An 18,872-nucleotide genomic window follows, 5' to 3' on the forward strand; every position below is an offset into this window, starting at 1 on the left:
AGTGTGCCCGTCCACCGAGGAATCACAAACCCGTCATGTAGCACCCAAAACCGAGCTAGGGTACTTACATGGCAACGGACGACTCCCTCGCAACCGGTCAGCGCTCACTCGGCAACCCCGACCTCGACTACCCGCTCTGGCCACCGCTCACCGCGGGCTGCCCGCAGACCAGCACGGAGGACGTCTCCTACCCCGTCGAGGTCGACTACGCCTACGACAAGCTCGACCCGGCAAGCCTGTTCGCCCCCGTCAAGGCCCGCGCCGGCCTGGAGCGCTGGGCGCCGCTGCTGCCACCGCTGCTCGCACCGGGCCTCGGCGAGGGCGCCACCCCGCTGGTGGAGATCCAGCCGGGCGTCTACCTCAAGGACGAGTCCCGCAACCCCACCTGGAGCCACAAGGACCGGTTGAACCGCTGCACCACCAGCGCCGCCGTCGGTGTCGGCGCGCCCGGCATCGCGGCGGCGTCCTCCGGCAACCACGGCGCCTCGGCGGCCGCCTACGCCGCCCGCTCCGGACTGGCCTGCGTCGTCTTCACCGGCCCCGATGTGCCGCCCGCCGTGGACGCCTTCCTCAACGCCTACGGCGCCGTGGTGCTGCCGGTGCCGTGGGAGGCTCGTTGGCCGCTGCTGCGTCAGGTGGTCGAGCGCTTCGGCCTGCACCCGGTCAGCAACCTGACCACCACCCACACCGGTCACGCATACGGCCCCGAGGGCTACAAGACCGTGGCGTACGAGATCTTCCAGGACGTGGGCGTGCCGACCGCGGTGTTCGTGCCGGCCGGGTACGGCGAGCTGCTGTTCGGCGTCTGGAAGGGCTTCGCCGAGCTGCACCGCCTCGGGCTGGCCGACCGGGTACCGCGCATCTTCTCCTGCGAGTCCGCGGCCTCCGGGCCGCTGCACCGGGCGCTCGCCCGAGGTGTCCCGGCGACCCACGTGACAGTCGGCCCGAGCGACGCGTACTCGATCGCCTCCCCGGTCAGCGGCTACCGGGGCGTGGTCGCGGTGCGCGCGAGCGGTGGCCGGGCGCTGACCGTCGACGACCGCCAACTCACCGATGCCCAGCGCGAACTGGCCCGCGCCGGCCTGTGGGCCGAGCTGTCCTCGGCAGCCGGCCTGGCCGGACTGCGCAGCCTCGGCGAGGAGGCCCTGGGCGACGGCCCGGTGGTCTGCGTGTCCACCTCCAGCGGCTTCAAGGACAAGGCCATGGGCGCCCATCCGACCGCCCCGGTCACCCCCGAGTGGGCGCAGGTCGAACGCCGCCTGCGCGCCGCGGGCATCACCGGCTAGCCCCGGACTGGCGAGCTCTGCGATCGCCCCCCTTCACCGCGCGCCCCAGGTAGGTCACCAACGGCCGGACGGCCGGGGACAGCACGAAGTCGACCAGCGGCGGGATCTCCTCATCGCTGATCTGGCCGCTTCGGCGTGCCCGGACCGCCCGGACCAGGTTGAGCGGGTTGCGCGGTTTGAACTCACGGATGTCCCGGTTGCACAGGCCGTGCCGAGCCAGCCCATCCGCGATCTCCGCCGGGGTGCGCAGCCGGGCTGCCGCATAGCGACCGGGCGGCATGATCCGGGTCATCGGCACGGCTTGGAAGGCGCCGAGGTAGACCAGCCGGGAGAGCGCGGTGCGACTGACGGTGTCGTAGACCAGGGCGCCTCCGGGGGCGAGGACCCGTGCGACCTGACCGAGGACGCCGTTCAGGTCGCCCGTGACCTCGAAGGTGTCGGCGCAGTAGACGAGGTCGAACTCGCTGACCCCAAAGGGCAGTTCTTCGGCATCGGCGACCAGGTCGGTGACCGGGAGCCCGTCCCGCCCATGGCTGGCCCGGGCAGTCGCGGTGGCCACCGGGGACGGGTCGACGGCGGTGACCCGATAGCCGAGCCCGGCCAGTCCGGTGGCGATCAGGCCTCGCCCACCACCCACCACCAGGGCAGGGCGCCCCCCGCCGCCCGGGGCGACTTCGGCCAGGTAGTCCATCCGGACGGCCTGGAAGGCGAGAGCACGGATGTGCCGCCCGTCGATCGCCTCCGGCGACGGTGCGTCGAGCTCGATGCGCGGGGTTGTGCCCATGGCTGAGCTCCCTCAAGACCCACTCGAACGATTCAGGTTCCCTGAGGGAACTTAGCAGGGATGGGTTTCCTCAGGGAACCCGTCTAGGCTGGCCGCATGACCCGCACTTCGTTGGCCGACGTCGCCTGTTCCATCGCCCGCGCCACCGACCTGTTCGGCGACGCCTGGACGGTGCTGATCATGCGGGACGTGTTGACCGGCATCCACCGCTTCGACGATCTGGCCCACGACCTGGGCATCTCCCGCAAGGTCCTGGCCGCCCGGTTGGCCCGGCTGGTCGAAGAGGGCGTCCTGGAACGCGAGCGGTACCAGGAGCACCCGCCGCGCGAGCACTACCGGGCCACCGAGAAGGGCGCCGAACTGCACGCCGTGCTACTGGCACTGATGGCCTGGGGCGACCGCTGGTACGCGGGCGAGGCCGGCCCGCCGGCCCGGATCCGCCACCTGGACTGCGGGCACGACACCGATCCCGTGATGGCCTGCGGGCACTGCGGTGAGCCGGTCACCGCCGACAACACCACCGCACTCCCCGGCCCCGGCGGCCGCACCGGCCCCGGCACCCGGGTGCTCGGCCCACTCCTCGCCTCCCGCGCCTCCTGCCCCACCCGCACCGAACCCTGACGGCGCGACCACCGGAGGCCACGCGACTACGCCGCGGGGGCGGGCCGGGTCGCGGCGGAGGGCGGCGGGGTGGTGGTCCGGGCGCTCATCGTCCGGTCTCCCCGAGCGAGGTCTTGAGGTACGCGAGCACGATGTCCTCCAGGGTGACGGGGTGGCCGGTCCAGCCGGGGGCCTCCAGCGGGGTCGCCGCACCGAGCAGGGCGCGCACCGTGAAGGTGGACTGCCGGGCGGTGTGGATCTCGTGCACGATCTCCCCCCGACCGGCGGCCGTTCGGCCCGCGGGCCGGTCAGCCACAGGTGCTGGGCGAGGAGGTCCTCAGCGTCGCCGTCGAGGATGTTGCGGCCGTCCGAGAGCAGCAGCAAGTGGTCGTCCACGCCGGCGAGTTCGGCCACCACGTCGGTGGAGAACAAGACGGTCATCCCGGAACTCTGTCAGCGGGAGCCGTCCGCTCAGACCTCGACCAGCACCTTCCCCCGGCTCGCCGAGCGGTCGGTGTACAGGCTCCGGTACGCCGCCGGAATGCTGTCGAACCCCTGGTGGACGGTCTGCTGGTACCTCAGGTCCCCGCTGCGGACCAGCGCCCCGAGGTCCCGCCGCAGCGCCGACCAGTTCTCCTCGGTGAACCACTCCAACGAGAAGATGCCGCGGATCACGGTGCGCGGGAACATGATCATCGGCAACAGCCGGGGCCCCGCCCACTCGCCGCCCACCTGACTCCCCCACTGCCAGCAGACCGCCACCCGGCTGTCCACCGCGAGCATCCCGAACACCGCGTCGGTGAGCGCCCCGCCCAGGCTGTCGAAGTAGCGGTCGATGCCGTCCGGGGCCAGCTCGGCCAGCTCCTTCGCCAACCGCTCCGGGTCGTCCCCGTCCCGGTAGTGCAGCACCGCGTCGAAGCCCAGCTCCAGCAGCCGGTCCGCCTTCGCCGGGGTCGCCGTGGTGCCGATGACCCGCGCGCCCCGGTACTTGGCGAGCTGGCCGACCACCGAGCCGACGGCGCCGCTGGCCCCGCTGACCAGCGCAGTCAGGCCGGGGCGCACGTCCAGGAACTTCTCCATCGTGCCCCACGCCGTCATCCCGGGCCCGCCCAGGAGGCCGAGCGCGGTGGTGATCGGCAGCTGCTCGTCGTAGTCCGCGCGGTCCAGCCTGCGGTAGGCCGGGAACACCATCGGGAAGGTGCCGGTCTGCCAGGGCACGGGTGCGCCGTTGCTGATCACGTGGCTGCGCCAGCCGCCAAAGCCCTGGACCAGGTCGCCGACCGCGAACCGCGCGGCGGGCCCGGCCTGCACCACCTCCATGATCGAGTCGGCGCCCATGTGGTCGCCGACCGGGGTGTCCAGCGCGATGCCCTGCAGGTACGGGTCCACCGACACCCACCGGGTGCGCAGCAGCATCTCGTCGTCGGCGAGCCGAACGTCCACCTCCTCCTCGACCCTCCGGTACATCCGGTCCACGTCCGGCACGCCGTCGACGTGCTCGTGGACGATCCACTTCTCGATTCGCACGTTCTCGGTCCTCACGGGGTGATTCACCTTTGTTCTCCCAGGATGCCCCTGGCTTCGGTCAGGGGAGATGGGGGTCCCCCCGCCCGGAGGGTGGGGGAGGGTCCTTGGGCCGGATCCGCGTAGCGGCGGAGCGATCTTCGGAGGTTTGGACGGGGGCCGTTGTCAGTGGCCTTCGGTAGGTTGATCTCGTGCACCTTCGGTACTCCTACCCCATCTATCCCACGTCGGGTCAGCGGGCTGTGCTGGCACGGACGTTCGGGTGTGCGCGGGTGGTGTACAACGACGCTCTTGCGGCGCGGAAGGAGGCCCGGAAAGGAGGCTTGCCGTACCCGAAGAGCGCCGATCTCCAGAAGCTGGTGATCACGGCGGCGAAGAAGACCGCCGAGCGGGCGTGGCTCGCGTCGGTGGGCGTGGACCCGCTGATCCAGTCCCTCCGGGACCTGGACACCGCGTACCGGCACTTCTTCGATTCGGTGTCCGGTAAGCGCGCGGGGCGTCCGGTCGGGCTGCCTCGTTTCAAGTCGAAGAGGGATAGCCGGCAGTCGCTGCGGTTCACCCGCAACGGGTTCCGCATCCGGGGAAACGGCAAGCTGAACCTGGCCGAAATCGGCGACGTGCGGGTGAAATGGTCTCGCAGCCTCCTCTCCGACCCGTCGTCGGTGACGATCGTGCTCGACCCGGCAGGCCGCTACCACGCCTCCTTCGTGGTGGACCTGGAACCCGATCCCCTGCCCGAGGTGCCCGCCGAGATCGGCATCGACCTGGGCCTGACCACCTACGCCGTTCTCTCCGACGGCAGCGTGATCGACAACCCGCGCTTCCTGCGCAAGGCGGAGAAGAAGCTCAAGGCCGCGCAGCGGGAGCTGTCCCGCAAGGCCAAGGGATCGAAGAACCGGGCCAGGGCCCGCATCAAGGTCGCCAGGGCGCACGCCAAGGTGGCCGACACCCGCATGGACTGGCTGCACAAGCAGACCACCAAGTTGATCGGCGAAAACCAAGCCGTCTACCTGGAGGACCTGAACGTGCGCGGCCTCGCCCGAGGCCGACTCGCCAAGTCCGTCCACGACGCCGGATGGTCCGCCTTCCGGCGACTCCTCGAAGAGAAAGCGGCCCGGTACGGGCGCACCGTCGGTATCGTGCACCGGGCGTTCCCGTCCTCCCAGCTCTGCTCGACGTGCGGACACCGCGACGGACCCAAACCCCTCGCGGTGCGCGAATGGGCCTGTGGCGCATGCGGCGTCCTGCATGATCGTGACCTCAATGCTGCTCGCAACATCCTGGCCGCCGGGCAGGCGGACAGGCTAAACGCCCCTGGAGGGCCGGTCAGACCCGGCGTGGCGATCCCACACCAGGCACGGCCCGTCGAACGGGGAACCCACCTCGGCGACCTGCGACCCACGGGTGTCCGTGCCGCAGATGCGGGAGGAATCCCCCGGCTTCAGCCGGGCGAGGATGTCAAGAGGTGACTCCAAACTGCCGGTCGTCGGGCCCGACCGGTTCGGTGATCAGGGTGGGCAACGGCGCGCTGTCGTCCACCGCGGCGGTGAACGGCCTGCGGTCGTCGCGGCAGATGAACTGGACGACGTGCCGGCCGGCGGCCGCCGCGCGGATCAGACCGCCGGTGGTCGCCCAGACCCCGGAGAGGTAGAAGTTGGCCAGGCCCGGCAGCCCCGGCCCGTTGCGCTTGATCTCCTCCTCCAGGGTCTCCCCGCTCTCCACGAAGGGCTGCCAACCGAGCACGGTGCCGTCGTAGTTGCCGGTGTAGCGGACCTGGGTGAGCGGGGTGGAGACGTCCTTGACGGCCACCTCGTCCCTCAGCCCCGGGTGGTGCCGGTCCAGGAACTCGATGACGGCGTCGCGCACCCGGCGCTTCTCCCGCTGGTACTCCCGGCCCCGGCCGACCGGCAGGGTGTGCAGCTCCTCGCCGCGCCGCAGCCGGGGCGCCTGCTCCGGGCCGGTGCTCAACTCCCGCCAGGGGGCGATGTCGCAGAAGTAGCTGGCGTACACGACGGTGGTCGAGTCGGGCGACAGCTCCGGGTAGTGGCGGCTGCGGAACTGGATGTTGATGCTGGGGTGCCGGATGCCGGTGAGCCGCGCCGCGAACTCCTCCTCCAGCAGGTAGGTGGTGCACGGGTCGCCCGCCGGGAAGGGGCGGCGCAGCCCGAGGAAGACGGTCAGGTAGCCGGGGAAGACCATGCCCGGCTCGGTGAGCGTCTTGGTGTACAGCCGGCGGTAGGTGTCGTTCAGGTAGCGACCCTTGAGCAGGTCCATCATCGTGGTCCGCCCGTCGCAGGCCGCCACCACGATGTCGGCCCGCACCTCCCGGCCGTCGCTCAGCCTGACCCCGACCGCCGTGTCCCGCTCGACCAGGATCTCGGTCACCTTGGCGTTGTAGGTGATCTCGCCGCCGAGCCGCCGGTAGCGCTGCTCGATCGAGCGGGCCAGGCCGAGCGAGCCGCCCTCCGGCACACCGGCCGACTGACCGGCGTGCGAGGCGAGTTGGAAGTACGTCGGCAGCACCGGGAAGTTGGGGTGCTTCTCGTACAGCACGAAGTTGAACGCCTCGCGCAGCAGCGGGCTGCGGAACCGCGCCGAGTAGTCGGTCATCAGCACCGAGATCGAGCACCGGATCACGTTGACGTACGGTAGGAAGGAGGCGAGCATCCGCCAGCGCTCCCACCGGCCCATCAGCCCGACCGGCTTGAGGAAGGGGTAACGGGTCAGCGCCACCCGGAACTTGCGCAGTCCGGCGCAGAACTGCCGGATCCGCCGGGCGTCCTCCGGGGCGAGGTCCAGCAGGTGGGCCTCCAGCCGGTCCGGGTCGGAGTAGAAGTAGACCGCCTGCCCGTCCCGGGTGCGCACCACGTTGAAGACGTCGAAGTTGCGCATCCGCTTGCCCTGCAGCGCGCCGAGTTCGAGCCAGATCCGGTGCATCTCGTTGCCGGGCCCGCTGCCCAGCAGCCAGCTGACGCAGCAGTCGAAGGTGAACTCGCCGCGGTCCCAGGCGGTGCAGCAGCCGCCGGGCAGCTCGTGCATCTCCAGGACCTGGGTGCGGTAGCCGTTCATCTGCGCGTAGCAGCCGGTGGACAGGCCGCCGAGCCCCCCGCCGATGACGACCACGCTCTGCCGACTGCTGCTCGTCCCCGTCATTCCGGCCCTCCGACGGTCATCCGGCCCACGGTGGCCCGGTCGAGTTGCGGCAGGCGGCCCCACTTTCCCGCGTGCCAGGGTTCCCGGTTGTCGCTGGGCCAGGCCCGGAACGGCCGGCCGAGTTCCCGGCAGAGGTACTGGGCGGCGTACCGGCCGCTGGTGGCGGCGCGGATCAGGCCGCCGAGCGAGGCCCACTGCCCGGCCATGGAGAAGCCGCTGAGGCCCGGCAGCCGCATCCGGTCCCGGTTGACCAGTCGGTTGGCGGTGTCCTCGGCCTCGGAGAAGGCCTGCCAGGCGAGGATGCTGCCGTAGGTGTTGCCGGTGAAGCGCTCGGTGGTCACCGGCGAGGCGACGTCGACCAGTTCGATCCGCTCGCCGAGCCCTGGGTAGGTCCGGGTCAGGAACTCCCGGACGAACGCGGCGACTTCCTGCTTGCGGGCCCGGTAGGCCCGGCGGTCGCGGATCCGCAGGTTCTTCCAGGAGCGGTAGTCGCTGAAGTAGGTGCAGTGGAGCACCGACTTGCCGGGCGGCGCGAAGCCGTCCGCGTAGTTGGAGCGCAGCTGCACCACCAGGCTGTGCTGGAGCGAGCCGGGCAGCCGGGCGCCCTGCTCGGGCGGGAGCAGGTAGGTGGTGCTGTGCGGCTCGTCGGTCGGCAGCGGGCCGTCGACGCCGACGAAGGCCGAGACCACGGCCGGGTAGAGGTTGCCGGGCTTGTCCAGCAGTTCACCGTAGAGCCGGTCGGTGGCCGGGCTGGAGTAGCGGCCCTCCAGCAGCCGGTCCAGCACCGTCGGGCCGTCGCAGGCGGCGACCACATGGTCGGCGAAGTGCCGTGAGCCGTCCCGCAGTTCGATGCCGACGGCACGCCCGTCCTCGACCAGGATCCGCTCCACCCGGCAGCGGTAGCCGATCACCCCGCCGAGCGAGGTGTACCGCTCCTCCACCGAGCGGGCCAGTCCGAGCGAACCGCCCTGCGGGAAGCCCGCGTTGCCGGTGTGCGCGGCGGCCAGGGTGTACAGGTACGGCAGCAGCGGGAATCCGGCCGGCTCCTGCAGGAACATGTTGGGGAAGGCCCGCCGCAGCAGCGGGTCCTGGAAGCGCTCGGCGAAGCCGCTCATCGGGGTGGTCGCGGTCCGCCAGACCAGTCGGAAGGCGGGCAGTACGGTGCGCAGGGTGCGCAGCCGTTCGGCCGTGGTGCGCAGCGGCGGCGGGGTGAGGTCCCAGGGCAGGTCGATTTCGGCGAAGCGGCGCAGGTCCTTGCAGAAGGCCCGGATCGGCGCGGCGTCGCCGGGGGCGAGGTCCAGCAGGTGGGCCTCCAGCCGGTCCGGGTCACCGTAGAAGGTGACGGCCCGGCCGTGCTCGTCGACGACCCGGTTGAAGGTGTCGAAGTGGGTCACCGACTTGCCGTCCAGGGCGCCGAGTTCGCGCCAGACCTGGTGGGCTCCGGTGCCCTCGGCGGTGCCGATCAGCCAGTCGATGCAGTAGTCGAACAGGTAGCCGTGCCGGGACCAGGCGGTGCAACAGCCGCCGGGCAGCACGTGCTTCTCGAAGATCCGGGTCTCCAGCCCGCTCATCTGCGCGTAGCAGCCGGTGGCGAGGCCGGCCAGGCCGGCCCCGATCACGATCACCCGGGGCGGGGCGCCGTCGGCCCGCTCCCTGGTGGACCAGTCCGGCCCGCGGTCAGCCGCGGCCATCGGCGGCGCCTCCGGCCAGGATGGCACCCACCAGTTCGGCGTTGCGTGCGGCGAACCCGCCGTCGAGCATCTCGGCGTGGCTTCCGTGGCCGGCGTGAACCGCCGTGCCGGTGGCGGAGGCGCCGTGCCAGGAACCGCTCTCGCCGCCCACGTGCACGGCGAGGCGCTCGCGCTCGCGCTCGCAGAGCACGTCCAGTCGGGCGTTCACCGTGCCCGTGTTGGGGGTGCGGCTGCAGAACTCCAGGTAGTCCCGGGCCTGTTCGAGGGTCTTCTGGGCGACGATCCGCGAGCCGGTGTGGCGGTGCAGGTGCTCGCGCAGTTCCCGCTCGAAGACGGCCACGTGCTCCTCGCCCAGGTCGAAGGCCTCCAGGGAACGGTAGGCGTCCACCAGCAGCACCGACCCGACCGTGCGGCCGCGCCGCTCCAGTTCCTTGGCCACCTCGAAGGCGAGGTTGCCGCCGAGCGAGTAGCCGAGCAGGACGTACGGTCCGGACTCGTGCAGCGCCTCGACCAGGTCGGCGTAGCGGGCGGTCTTGTCGTCCCCGGTCAGGTAGTTGAAGGCGGCGACCCGGTGCTCGGGCAGGTGCGCGGCGAGCTGCCGGTAGACCAGGCCGTGGCCGCCGGCCGGCGGGAAGCAGAAGACCGTACGGTCCTCGGGTGCCTCGGGGTTGAACCACAGGTGGGGTTCGCCGCCGGCCACCTCGCCGGTGATGATCTGTTCGACGGTGCGGGCCATGCCGTGCAGGGTGGTGACCTTGAACAGCAGGCCGACCGGGATGCCGATGTTGAACTCGGTCTGCAGGTGGTGGATCAGCTCGATCAGCCGGATCGAGCTGCCGCCCAGTTCGAAGAAGTCGTGCTGGAGGCCGACCTCTTCGAGGCCGAGCAGGTTCTTCCAGCGCTCGGCGACCCGGACCTCGTAGAGGGTGACGGGTGGTTCGTGCCGCTCGCCGCCGGTGTCGGCCTTGGGCTCCGGCAGGGCGGCGAGGTCGACCTTGCCGTTGGGGGTGAGCGGCAGGGCGGGCAGTTCGGTGAGGTAGGAGGGGATCATCACGGTGGGCAGGTGCTCGGCGAGGTGGCGGCGCAGTTCGCGGCGGTCCAGCTCGACGCCCTCGGCGGGCACCAGGTAGGCGGCCAGGACGGATTCGCCCGAGGCGTCCTGCCGGACCGCCACGCAGGCCTGGGCGATTTCGGGCCGGGCGGTGAGGTGGGCCTCGATCTCACCGGGTTCGATCCGATGGCCGCGGACCTTGACCTGGTTGTCGATCCGGCCGAGCAGGTGCGCGGTGCCCTCGGTGTCCCAGTGGCCGAGGTCGCCGGTGCGGTAGAGCCGCAGCGGGGTGCCGTCGAACTCCAGTGTGGTGAAGCGCCGTTCGGTCTGCTCCAGGTCGTTCGGGTAGCCGGCGGCGACGCCCGCGCCGCCGATCCACAGCTCGCCGGGCACCCCCGCCGGGACGGGCTCGCCGTAGCGGTCGAGGATGTACAGCGCGCTGTTCGGGAAGGGCCGGCCGATCGGGACCATCCGGCCCGGTTCCAGCTCCTCGGCGGCGCCCTCGTAGTAGCTGGAGTCGACGGTGGCCTCGGTCAGGCCGTAGGAGTTGACCAGCCTGGTCCCCGGTCCGCACAGGGCGCGCAGCCGCTGGTGCTCGGCGGCCTTCCAGGAGTCGGAGCCGACGATCAGCAGCCGCAGGAAGTCCAGCCCGGCGCCCTCGCGTTCGCAGTGGGTGAGCAGGGCACGGGCGACGGCGGGCACGAACTCGCCGCAGTCCACCGCCTCCTCGCGCATCACCCGATACAGCCGGGCGGTGTCGAAGAGCAGTTCGCGGTCGACCAGGACGAGGGTGCCGCCGGTGCTGAGCGCCCGGGCGAGGTCGCCGGAGAACACGTCGAAGGCGGTCCCGGCCATCTGCAGGTGCACCCGGGCCTCGGTGTCCAGCCGGTACTGCTCGCGCCAGCCGGCCGTGACCGCGGCCAGGTTTCGGTGGTCGACCCGTACGCCCTTGGGACGGCCGGTGGAGCCGGAGGTGTGGATCACGTACGCGGGCCGGTCCGGGTCGGCGGCGGGCAGCGGCCCGTCGGCGGTGGCGGGCCGTTCCAGCTCCTCCAGGGTGACCAGCGGCGCGGGCAGGTCGGCCGCGATCGGGCGCCGCTCGTCCACCACGACCAGGGCCGCCCCGGCGTCGGCCACCTGGTAGGCCAGCCGGTCGGCCGGGTGCCCGGGGTCGAGCGGCAGGTAGGCGGCGCCGGCCCGCCAGATCGCCAGCAGGGTGGTGATCAGCTCGGGTGACTTGTCCAGGCAGACCGCGACCACTGAGCCCTCGGCGACGCCCAGTTCGCGCAGCCGTGCGGCGGTGCGCTGGGAGCGCCGGTCCAGTTCGCCGTAGCTCAGCCGCCGCACCGGGTCCCGGCCGGGGGCGACCACCGCGACGGCCTCCGGGTGCTCGGCGGCGGCCTTGGCGATCAGCTCGGGCACCGGCACCCCGTGGTCGATCCGCCGCTCGGCGCCGCTGAACTCGGTGAGGATGCGCCGGCGTTCGGCCGAATCCAGCATCCGCAGCCGGCCGACCGGCTCGTCCTCGGCTGCCCGGGTCATGGCCTCCAGCAGGTTGCGGTAGTGCGCGGCCAGCCGCCGCACGGTGGTGGGCTCGAAGAGGTCGGAGTTGTACTTGAACACGCAGTGGAAGCAGCCGTCCGACCGGTCCTCGTAGGCGGACAGGGTCAGGTCGAACTGCCCCTCCTCCTCCGGGAGTTCGATGTACTCCAGGCGGTAGCCGAAGCGCTCCACCGCGACCTTGTGGGTGAGCAGGATGAACATCGCCTGGAACACCGCGGAGCGGCTCGGGTCGTGCTGCAGCCCCAACTGCTCGACCAGCAGCGGGAACGGGTACTCCTGGTTGTCCAGCCCGCCGAGAACGCTCTCCCGCACCCGGGCGAGCAGGTCCGCCACGGTCGGTTCCCCGGTCAGGCTCACGTGCAACGGCAGCGGGTTGACGAAGTAGCCGTAGACGGAGGCGAAATCCTCCTGGGTGCGCCCGGTCACCGGGCTGCCGACCACGATGTCCGGCTGCCCGGACCAGCGGTGCAGCAGCAGGTAGTAGGCGCTGAGCAGCACCATGAACGGGGTGGCGTTGTGCGTGCGGGCCAACCCGTGGACCCGGCCGGTCAGTTCGGCGTCCAGCTGGAAGAACTCGGAGGCCCCGTTGTGGGTCTGCACCGCCGGGCGCGGCTTGTCGGTGGGCAGCGCCAGCACCGGCATCTCGGCCGGCAGATGCCCGCGCCAGTAGTCGAGCATCCGCTGCGCCTGCGGACCGGCCAGGAAGCGGTTCTGGTGGTTGAGGAAGTCCAGGTAGCGGGCGGCCACCGGGGGCAGTTCGGGGGTGCGGCCTTGGCGCAGCGCCTCGTAGACCTCGAACAGCTCCTCGATGAAGGTGAAGGTGGAGATCGCGTCCGAGACGATGTGGTGGACGGCCTTCATCAGCACCCAGCGGTCCGGCCCGCGCCGGAACAGCCGAAGCCGCACCAGCGGGTCCTCGGCCAGGTCGTACGGCCGTCGGTACTCGCGGACGATCAGCTCGTGGATCTCCTCCCAGGGGCGGCCCTCCACGTCGAACAGCCCGGTGTCGACGACGACCTCGCTGCGGATGCGCTGAACGGGGCGGCCCTCCTCGGCGGTGAAGGCGGCGCGCAGCCCGGGGTGGCGGGCGACCAGGAAGGCGAAGGCGGCGAAGACCAGCTCCGGGTCGAGTTCGGCGCGCACCTCGACCGCGCCGCCGATGTTGTACGCGAAGCCGTCCGGGTGCAGCTGGCGCAGGAACCACAGCGCCTGCTGGTTGTGGGTGAGCGGGTAGCGGGACCCGTCGGTGTACAGCTCGACCTCGGCCTGGTCCGGGCTCCCCTCGGCGGCGAGCTGGTCGGCCAGGCCCGCGGTGAGCAGGTCGGCCAGGTCGCCGACGGTGCCGTTGCTGAGCAGCGCCACCACCGGGAGGGCGACGCCGAGTTCGCCGTGCACCCGGGCCCGCAGCTCCATGGCGAGCAGCGAGTCCAGGCCGTGCGCGCCGAGTTTGGTGTCCTGGGAGATCCGCTCGGCGCCGATCCGCAGCACGGCCGCGGCGGCGGCGGTGAACCGCTCGATGACCAGCGCCCACCGGGCCCCCTGGTCGGCGGCGCGGTAGGCGTCCAGGAAGCCGCCGGTCTCGGCCGGGGCCTGCTCGGCGGCGCTCGCCGCGAGTTCGGCGACCAGCGGCGGCGGGGCCGGGTACCAGGCCAGGAAGGTCGGCCAGTCGACCACGGTGGCGACCAGCAGCTGGGCCCGGTCCTGCCCGAGGACGCGCTCCAGCACGGCGGTTCCGGCCTCCGGCGGCAGCGAGCTCATGCCGCGCGCGTCACGGTAGTGAGCGACCAGGCCCAGTTCCTCGATCATGCCGGTGGCCCAGGGGCCCCAGTCCAGGCTGAGCGCCGGAAGGCCGTCGCAGCGGCGGTGGTGGGCCAGGGCGTCCAGGAAGGCGTTCCCGGCCGCGTAGTTGGCCTGTCCGGCGGTGGTGAGCAGCGAAGCGACCGAGGCGAACAGCACGAAGTGGTCGAGCGGTTCGGCGCGCAGCAGCCGGTGCAGCAGGTGGCCGCCGACCACCTTGGGGCTGTATCCGGCGTCGAAGGCCGCCCGGTCCATCTGCGCCAGCAGGGTGTCCCGGACCTGCCCAGCGAGGTGGAACACCCCTCGGATAGGCGGGAATTGGCGCTGCCGGTAGTCGGCGAGCCAGGCCGCGAGGGCGGTCTCGTCGGTGACGTCCACCGGGGCGAGCAGCGGTTCGGCACCGAGCGCCTCCAGTTCGCGCAGGAAGGCGATCCGCTGCCCGGCGGGGCTCGCCGCGTCGACGGTCTGCCACTCGGTGCGCTCGGGCAGGGCGGTGCGGCCGACCAGGATGAGGCGCCGGGCGCCGCGCTTGACCAGGGTGCGGCAGAGCAGCCGGCCGAGCGCGCCGAAGGCGCCGGTGACCAGGTAGCCGCCGTCGGGGCGCAGGACCGGCGGCAGCGGCCGGGTGAGGCCCTCGGCGCGGCGCAGCCGGCCGGTGAGCCGGCTGCCGGCCCGCAGGGCGATCTCCTGCTCGCCACCGGCGGCGAGTTCGGCGAGCAGTGCCTCGGCCTGGTCCCGCGCGTCGAGCGAGGGGTCGAGGTCGACCAGGCTGCCGCGCTGGGCGACGAGTTCCTGCTGCCACAGCACCCGCCCGATGCCCCAGGCGGGGGCGCCGAGCGGTTCGACCCGGTCCCCGGGCGCGGCGGCCTGGGTGCCCCGGGTGACGATGTGCAGCCGGCCGTCCGGGCGGGCGGCGGGCAGCGCCTGGGCGAGGGTGATCAGCGAGTAGGCGCCGCGGGTGGCGAGCCGGTCGAGCTGCCCGGGCTCGGCGGCGTCGAGGGCGGGCAGGTCGAGGTTCCACAGGTGGACGACGGTCCGGTACGCCGGGTCCAGGTCGGCGAACAGCCGCTGGAGGTCCTCGGCGGAGTCGGGCCGTACCGTCGTCTCACCGTCGCCGGACGCGTAGGAGGTCCCGGGCCGGACCAGGTGGCAGCGGGCGCCGCGGTCGGCCGCCAGGGCGGCCAGCCGCTCGGCGAGACCGCCGCCGTCGGCGAACAGCAGCAGGTCGCCGGTCGACTCGTCGAGCGGCGCCGGGGCCCGTGTCCAGGCGAGTTCGGTGAGCCAGCCGTCGATGGTCGCCAGGCCCACCGAGGCGGAGGCCCGGGCGACGTCGGCGACCTTGAAGCCGGTGATCCGGCCGAGCGGGGTGCCGTCCTCGGTGTAGAGGGCGAGGTCGCCGACGAATTCCTCGCCGTTGTCCCGGGTGACGGTGGCGTGCGCCCAGAGCGGCCGATCGCCGACCTGGTCGAGCCGGACCTCCTCGATCGAGACCGGCAACCGGACGCCGCCGCCCTCGGGGGCGTGCAGCCGGGTGGTCAGCAGGGTCTGGAAGCAGGCGTCCAGCAGCACCGGGTGGAGGTGGTGATCGGCCGCCCCGGCGCCGAGTTGCGGGGTGGGGCGGATCAGGGCGAGCGCCTCGGCGGGACCGGCCCACACCTCGGCGATGGCCTGGAAGGCGGGCCCGTAGTGGTAGCCGCGCTCGGCCAGGCGCCGGTAGCAGTCGGGGCCGTCGAAGCGGCGCCCCCGGTCGCGCAGCGCGTCGAAGTCCGGTGCGGGCCCGTGGGCGCGGCGCTGGCCGGTGCGGACCCGGCCGCTCGCGTGCACGGCGGGCTCGCCGCCGGTCGGGGTGGAGGCGATGGTGAAGCGGGCGTCCTCGGGCGCGTAGCCGAGCTGGACGGGGACCGGCTCGGTCTCGGAGAGGAACAGCGCCCGGCTCAGTTCGACCTCGGCCAGCACCACCTCGGTGCCGCCGGTGAGCGCCCGGACGGCCTGGGCGGCCATCTCCAGGTACCCGGCGGCCGGGAAGACCACCTGGCCCTCGATCCGGTGGTCGTCCAGGTAGGGCAGCCGCTCCGGGTCCAGGGCGGTGGTCCAGGTGGGCTGCGCCGCGGCGGTGCGGCGGCCCAGCAGCGGGTGGTCGACCCGACCGAGCCGGACGTGCTCGACCGGCTTCGGCTCGACCCAGTACCGGTCGCGCCGCCACGGATAGGTCGGCAGCGGTACCGGGCGTCCGGCCGGGTGCAGCGCGCCCCAGCTCAACTCGACGCCCAGGGTGTGCAGTTCGGCGAGGGTCCGGGCGAAGCGCTCGGGCTCGTCCTGCTGGCGGCGGATCGACGGCAGGGTGTGCGCCCGCTCGGCGCACTCGCGGATCGCGTGCCCGAGCACCGGGTGCGGGCCGAGTTCCAGGAACAGCCGGTGCCCGTCCTCGGCCATCCGCTCGACGGCGGCCCGGAAGCGCACCGGATTGCGGACGTTGTGCCACCAGTACTCGCCGTCCAGCTCCGGGCCCTGGGCGAGCCCCTCCCGGGCGGTCAGGTAGAGCGGCAGCTGCGTCTCGCGCGGTTTGATCCCGTCCAGCGCGGCGATCAGCTCGCCCCGGATCGGGTCCATCCGCACGCTGTGGTAAGGGACTTCGACATCCAGGAAGCGGGCGAACACGCCCTGCTGCCCGAGCTCCTCGGCCAGTTCGCGCAGCGCCTCGGTGTCGCCGGCGAGGGTCACCGCGGAGGGACTGTTGACGGCGCCGAGCGAGACCCGGGTGCGGTACGGGCGGATCCGCCGCTCCGCTTCGGCCTCCGGCAGGCCGACCGCGAGCATCGAGCCCGTCCCGGCCAGGCGCTGCTGAAGCCCGCTGCGGGCGAGCACCACCCGGACGGCGTCGGCCAGGTCGTACACCCCGGCCTCGTGGAAGGCGGCGACTTCGCCGGTGCTGTGTCCGACCACCGCGTCGGGTACCAGACCGTGGCTCCGCCAGAGCGCCGAAAGCCCCACCTGGACGGCGAAGTTGGCGGGCTGGGCGAGCCAGGTCCCGGCCATCCGGGAGTCCGCCTCGTCGCGCCCCAGTTCGTCCAGCAGCGACCAGCCGGCCTGCTCGCGGATCTCCCGGTCGACGGCCCGCACCGCCTCCCGGTAGACCGGCTCGCTCCCGTACAGGCCCCGGCCCATCCCCCACCACTGCGGGCCCATGCCGGTGAACACCCAGGCCAGCCGCCGCTGTCCGCGTTCCCGGGCGCGTCCCTGGACCACCAGCGGGTGCGCCTCGCCGCGCTCGGCCGCGGCCAGCGCCTCGTCCAGGTCCTGTTGCCCGGAGTAGACCACGGCGAGCCGCTCGGGCAGGTGCTGACGGCGGTGGGCCAGGGTGTGGCCGAGGTCGGTGAGCGCCGTCCCGGCGGCGAGTTCCGCGCGGACGGCGCCGGCCAGCTCGGGCAGTCCGGCCGCGTCCCGGGTGCTCAGCGGCAGCACCGTACGGGTCGGCTGGGACGCCGCGGCGACGACTGGGGCCGGGGCGGTGGCGGGAAGCGGCGGCTCCTCCAGCAGGACGTGGGCGTTGGTGCCGCCGAAGCCGAAGGAGTTGACGCCGGCACGGGCCGGGCCCTGGTGCTCGGGCCAGTCGACGGGGGCGGTCGGGATCTCGAAGGGCAGCACGGCCAGGTCGATGGCGGGGTTGGGCCGCTCCAGGTTGAGGTGCGGCGGGATGCGACGGTGCTTGAGGGCCAGCACGGTCTTGATCAGCCCGGCGACGCCGGCGGCGGCCTCGGTGTGCCCGATGTTGGTCTTGACCGAACCGACGTAGCAGCGGTCCCCGGAGCGCCGGCCGATGCCCAGCACCCGGCCGAGCGCGGCCGCCTCGATCGGGTCGCCGACCGGGGTGGAGGTGCCGTGCGCCTCGACGTACTGAAGGCTGCCGGGCAGCACCCCGGCCTCGGCGCAGACCCGCTCGATCAGGGTGGCCTGGGCGTCCGCGCTGGGGACGGTGATGCCGTTGGTGCGGCCGTCCTGGTTGACGCCGCTGCCGAGGATGACGGCGTGCACCGGGTCCCCGTCGCGCAGCGCGTCGGAGAGCCGTTTGAGCACCACCACGCCGACGCCCTCGGCCCGGACGTAGCCGTCGGCCGAGGCGTCGAAGGCGCGCGAGCGGCCGTCCGCGGAGAGGAAGCCGCCCTTGGTCTCGGCAATCGTGTACTGCGGCGCCATGTGCAGCAACGCGCCACCGGCCAGGGCGAGTTCGGTCTCGCCGCGGAGCAGGCTCTGACAGGCGAGGTGGACCGCGACCAGCGAGGAACTGCAGGCGGTGTCGATCGAGACGCTGGGGCCGCGGAAGTCGAAGCAGTGCGAGATCCGGTTCGACACCATCGTCATCATGGTGCCGGTGGCGGTGTGCGCGGCGATGGTGGCGAAGTCGAGGTCGGCGAACTGCAGGATCTTCCAGTCCAGGGTGAAGGCGCCCATGTAGACGCCGACGTCCCGCCCGGCCAGCTCGCCGGGGCGCAGCCCGCCGTCCTCCAGTGCCTCCCAGCTGACCTCCAGGAGCTTGCGCTGCTGCGGGTCCATGTGCTCGGCCTCGCGCGGGCTGATGCCGAAGAAGTCCGGGTCGAAGGTGTCGAAGCCGTCGATGTAGCCGCCCCGCCCGCCGATCAGCCGCCCCGGCTTGGCCCGGTCGCGGCTGCCGAGGGTGCCGACGTCGTACCGGTCGGCGGGAGTGTCGGTGAGACAGTCCCGACCCTCGATCAGGTTGCGCCAGTAGGCCCGGTGGTCGTTGGCGTGTCCCGGCAGGCGGCAGCCGATCCCGGTGATCGCGATCCGGTCGCAGGGCACGGCGAAGGGCGATGTGGTCATGATCCAATCCGGGGTCGGTGGCGGGACGGCGCGGGCACGGGGGGAGGTTTCGCGGGCCGGGGTCTGGCGGACTGCCCGGTGGCCTTCATCCGGCGTCAGGGGTGCGGCGGGGTGGCGGCGAGCTCACCGGTGGTCGGGAACGCGACCGGGCCCCGACCGAGTCGGCCGAGGTGGACGTCGATGTCGGCGCGAGCGGAATACCCCTGCGCCGAAATGAGCATTCCGACCACGAATACTGAATGCACAGAGAAGCAGATCGAGATTCGGGGTCAGATGCACTCCGGACCACACGACGAAGACACCCGGAAAATGATTCACGCCATTGTCAGCGACATTCTGGAGGCAGCGGGAAGGCGAGCCGATCGGCAGGGCGAGCGGGATCCCGAGCGCGGCCGGCAGCGCGGGGCGGGCCGAACCGACCCACCCGAGGCGGAAGTGCCGCGTGGCGGCGACCGTACACAGCCCCCCTAGGAGCGGAAGCGGATGGGCGAGTCGGCGTGCGATGACGGACAGCACGCTCCCCCTTGTTCTTCGCGGACTAACGACTGCAAACATCAGAGACTCTAGCGGGAGCAGCAGGCCGAGGC

Annotated in this window: 9 protein-coding genes; 3 read left to right on the forward strand and 6 right to left on the reverse strand. The window is 72.5% G+C overall.

What is annotated here, in order from left to right; all coding sequences use genetic code 11:
- The first annotated feature begins 68 nt into the window (after positions 1–68).
- Positions 69–1,286: a pyridoxal-phosphate dependent enzyme gene (locus ABZW30_RS02075; RefSeq protein WP_355669095.1), complete on the forward strand. Its 1,218-nt coding sequence runs from the start codon at positions 69–71 to the stop codon at positions 1,284–1,286.
- Here ABZW30_RS02075 and ABZW30_RS02080 read toward each other — a convergent pair.
- Entirely contained in the window at positions 1,276–2,070 is a 795-nt protein-coding gene (locus tag ABZW30_RS02080; RefSeq protein WP_355669096.1) for a class I SAM-dependent methyltransferase, read from the reverse strand. The two genes, ABZW30_RS02075 and ABZW30_RS02080, sit on opposite strands and share 11 nt — an antisense overlap.
- 96 nt (positions 2,071–2,166) lie before the next feature.
- Between ABZW30_RS02080 and ABZW30_RS02085 the strand changes: the two genes are divergently transcribed.
- Positions 2,167–2,691, forward strand: coding sequence for a helix-turn-helix domain-containing protein (locus ABZW30_RS02085; protein WP_355669097.1), 525 nt, complete (start codon positions 2,167–2,169; stop codon positions 2,689–2,691).
- 85 nt (positions 2,692–2,776) lie between these two features.
- Here ABZW30_RS02085 and ABZW30_RS02090 read toward each other — a convergent pair whose 3' ends face one another.
- Together ABZW30_RS02090 and ABZW30_RS02095 are read right to left on the reverse strand one after the other, a co-directional pair.
- The gene (locus ABZW30_RS02090) at positions 2,777–2,938 is read right to left on the reverse strand and encodes a hypothetical protein (RefSeq protein ID WP_355669098.1); all 162 of its coding nucleotides are present in this window, start codon (positions 2,936–2,938) and stop codon (positions 2,777–2,779) included.
- Between the two features lie 203 nt (positions 2,939–3,141).
- The gene (locus ABZW30_RS02095) at positions 3,142–4,197 is read right to left on the reverse strand and encodes an NADP-dependent oxidoreductase (protein WP_355669372.1); all 1,056 of its coding nucleotides are present in this window, start codon (positions 4,195–4,197) and stop codon (positions 3,142–3,144) included.
- A gap of 188 nt (positions 4,198–4,385) precedes the next feature.
- On the opposite strand from ABZW30_RS02095, the gene ABZW30_RS02100 reads away from it, so the two are divergent.
- Positions 4,386–5,663 (forward strand): RNA-guided endonuclease TnpB family protein, encoded by a 1,278-nt coding sequence (locus ABZW30_RS02100; protein WP_355669099.1) that lies wholly within the window; start codon positions 4,386–4,388, stop codon positions 5,661–5,663.
- Here the strand turns inward: ABZW30_RS02100 and ABZW30_RS02105 are convergent.
- The 3 genes from ABZW30_RS02105 to ABZW30_RS02115 are packed head-to-tail and all read right to left on the reverse strand — an operon-like array spanning position 5,653 to position 18,285.
- Positions 5,653–7,347 carry an NAD(P)/FAD-dependent oxidoreductase gene (locus ABZW30_RS02105; protein WP_355669100.1) on the reverse strand — a complete coding sequence of 565 codons (1,695 nt, stop codon included), beginning with the start codon at positions 7,345–7,347 and terminating at the stop codon, positions 5,653–5,655. The two genes, ABZW30_RS02100 and ABZW30_RS02105, sit on opposite strands and share 11 nt — an antisense overlap.
- A complete protein-coding gene (locus ABZW30_RS02110; RefSeq protein ID WP_355669101.1) occupies positions 7,344–9,038 on the reverse strand; it encodes an NAD(P)/FAD-dependent oxidoreductase in 1,695 nt (564 codons plus the stop codon). The genes ABZW30_RS02105 and ABZW30_RS02110 overlap by 4 nt, the downstream gene beginning before the upstream one ends.
- Positions 9,025–18,285 (reverse strand): amino acid adenylation domain-containing protein, encoded by a 9,261-nt coding sequence (locus tag ABZW30_RS02115; protein WP_355669102.1) that lies wholly within the window; start codon positions 18,283–18,285, stop codon positions 9,025–9,027. Before ABZW30_RS02115 ends, ABZW30_RS02110 begins: the two co-directional genes overlap by 14 nt.
- Positions 18,286–18,872 lie beyond the last annotated feature (587 nt).

The organism is Kitasatospora sp. NPDC004669, assembly GCF_040609455.1.
Classification (GTDB): Bacteria; Actinomycetota; Actinomycetes; order Streptomycetales; family Streptomycetaceae; genus Kitasatospora.

Bases quoted from the DNA above. Each gene is read 5' to 3' on its own strand.
- ABZW30_RS02075 (WP_355669095.1), top strand. From the start codon at position 69: ATGGCAACGGACGACTCCCTCGCAACCGGTCAGCGCTCACTCGGCAAC.
- ABZW30_RS02080 (WP_355669096.1), bottom strand. From the start codon at position 2,070: ATGGGCACAACCCCGCGCATCGAGCTCGACGCACCGTCGCCGGAGGCG.
- ABZW30_RS02085 (WP_355669097.1), top strand. From the start codon at position 2,167: ATGACCCGCACTTCGTTGGCCGACGTCGCCTGTTCCATCGCCCGCGCC.
- ABZW30_RS02105 (WP_355669100.1), bottom strand. From the start codon at position 7,347: ATGACGGGGACGAGCAGCAGTCGGCAGAGCGTGGTCGTCATCGGCGGG.
- ABZW30_RS02110 (WP_355669101.1), bottom strand. From the start codon at position 9,038: ATGGCCGCGGCTGACCGCGGGCCGGACTGGTCCACCAGGGAGCGGGCC.
- ABZW30_RS02115 (WP_355669102.1), bottom strand. From the start codon at position 18,285: ATGACCACATCGCCCTTCGCCGTGCCCTGCGACCGGATCGCGATCACC.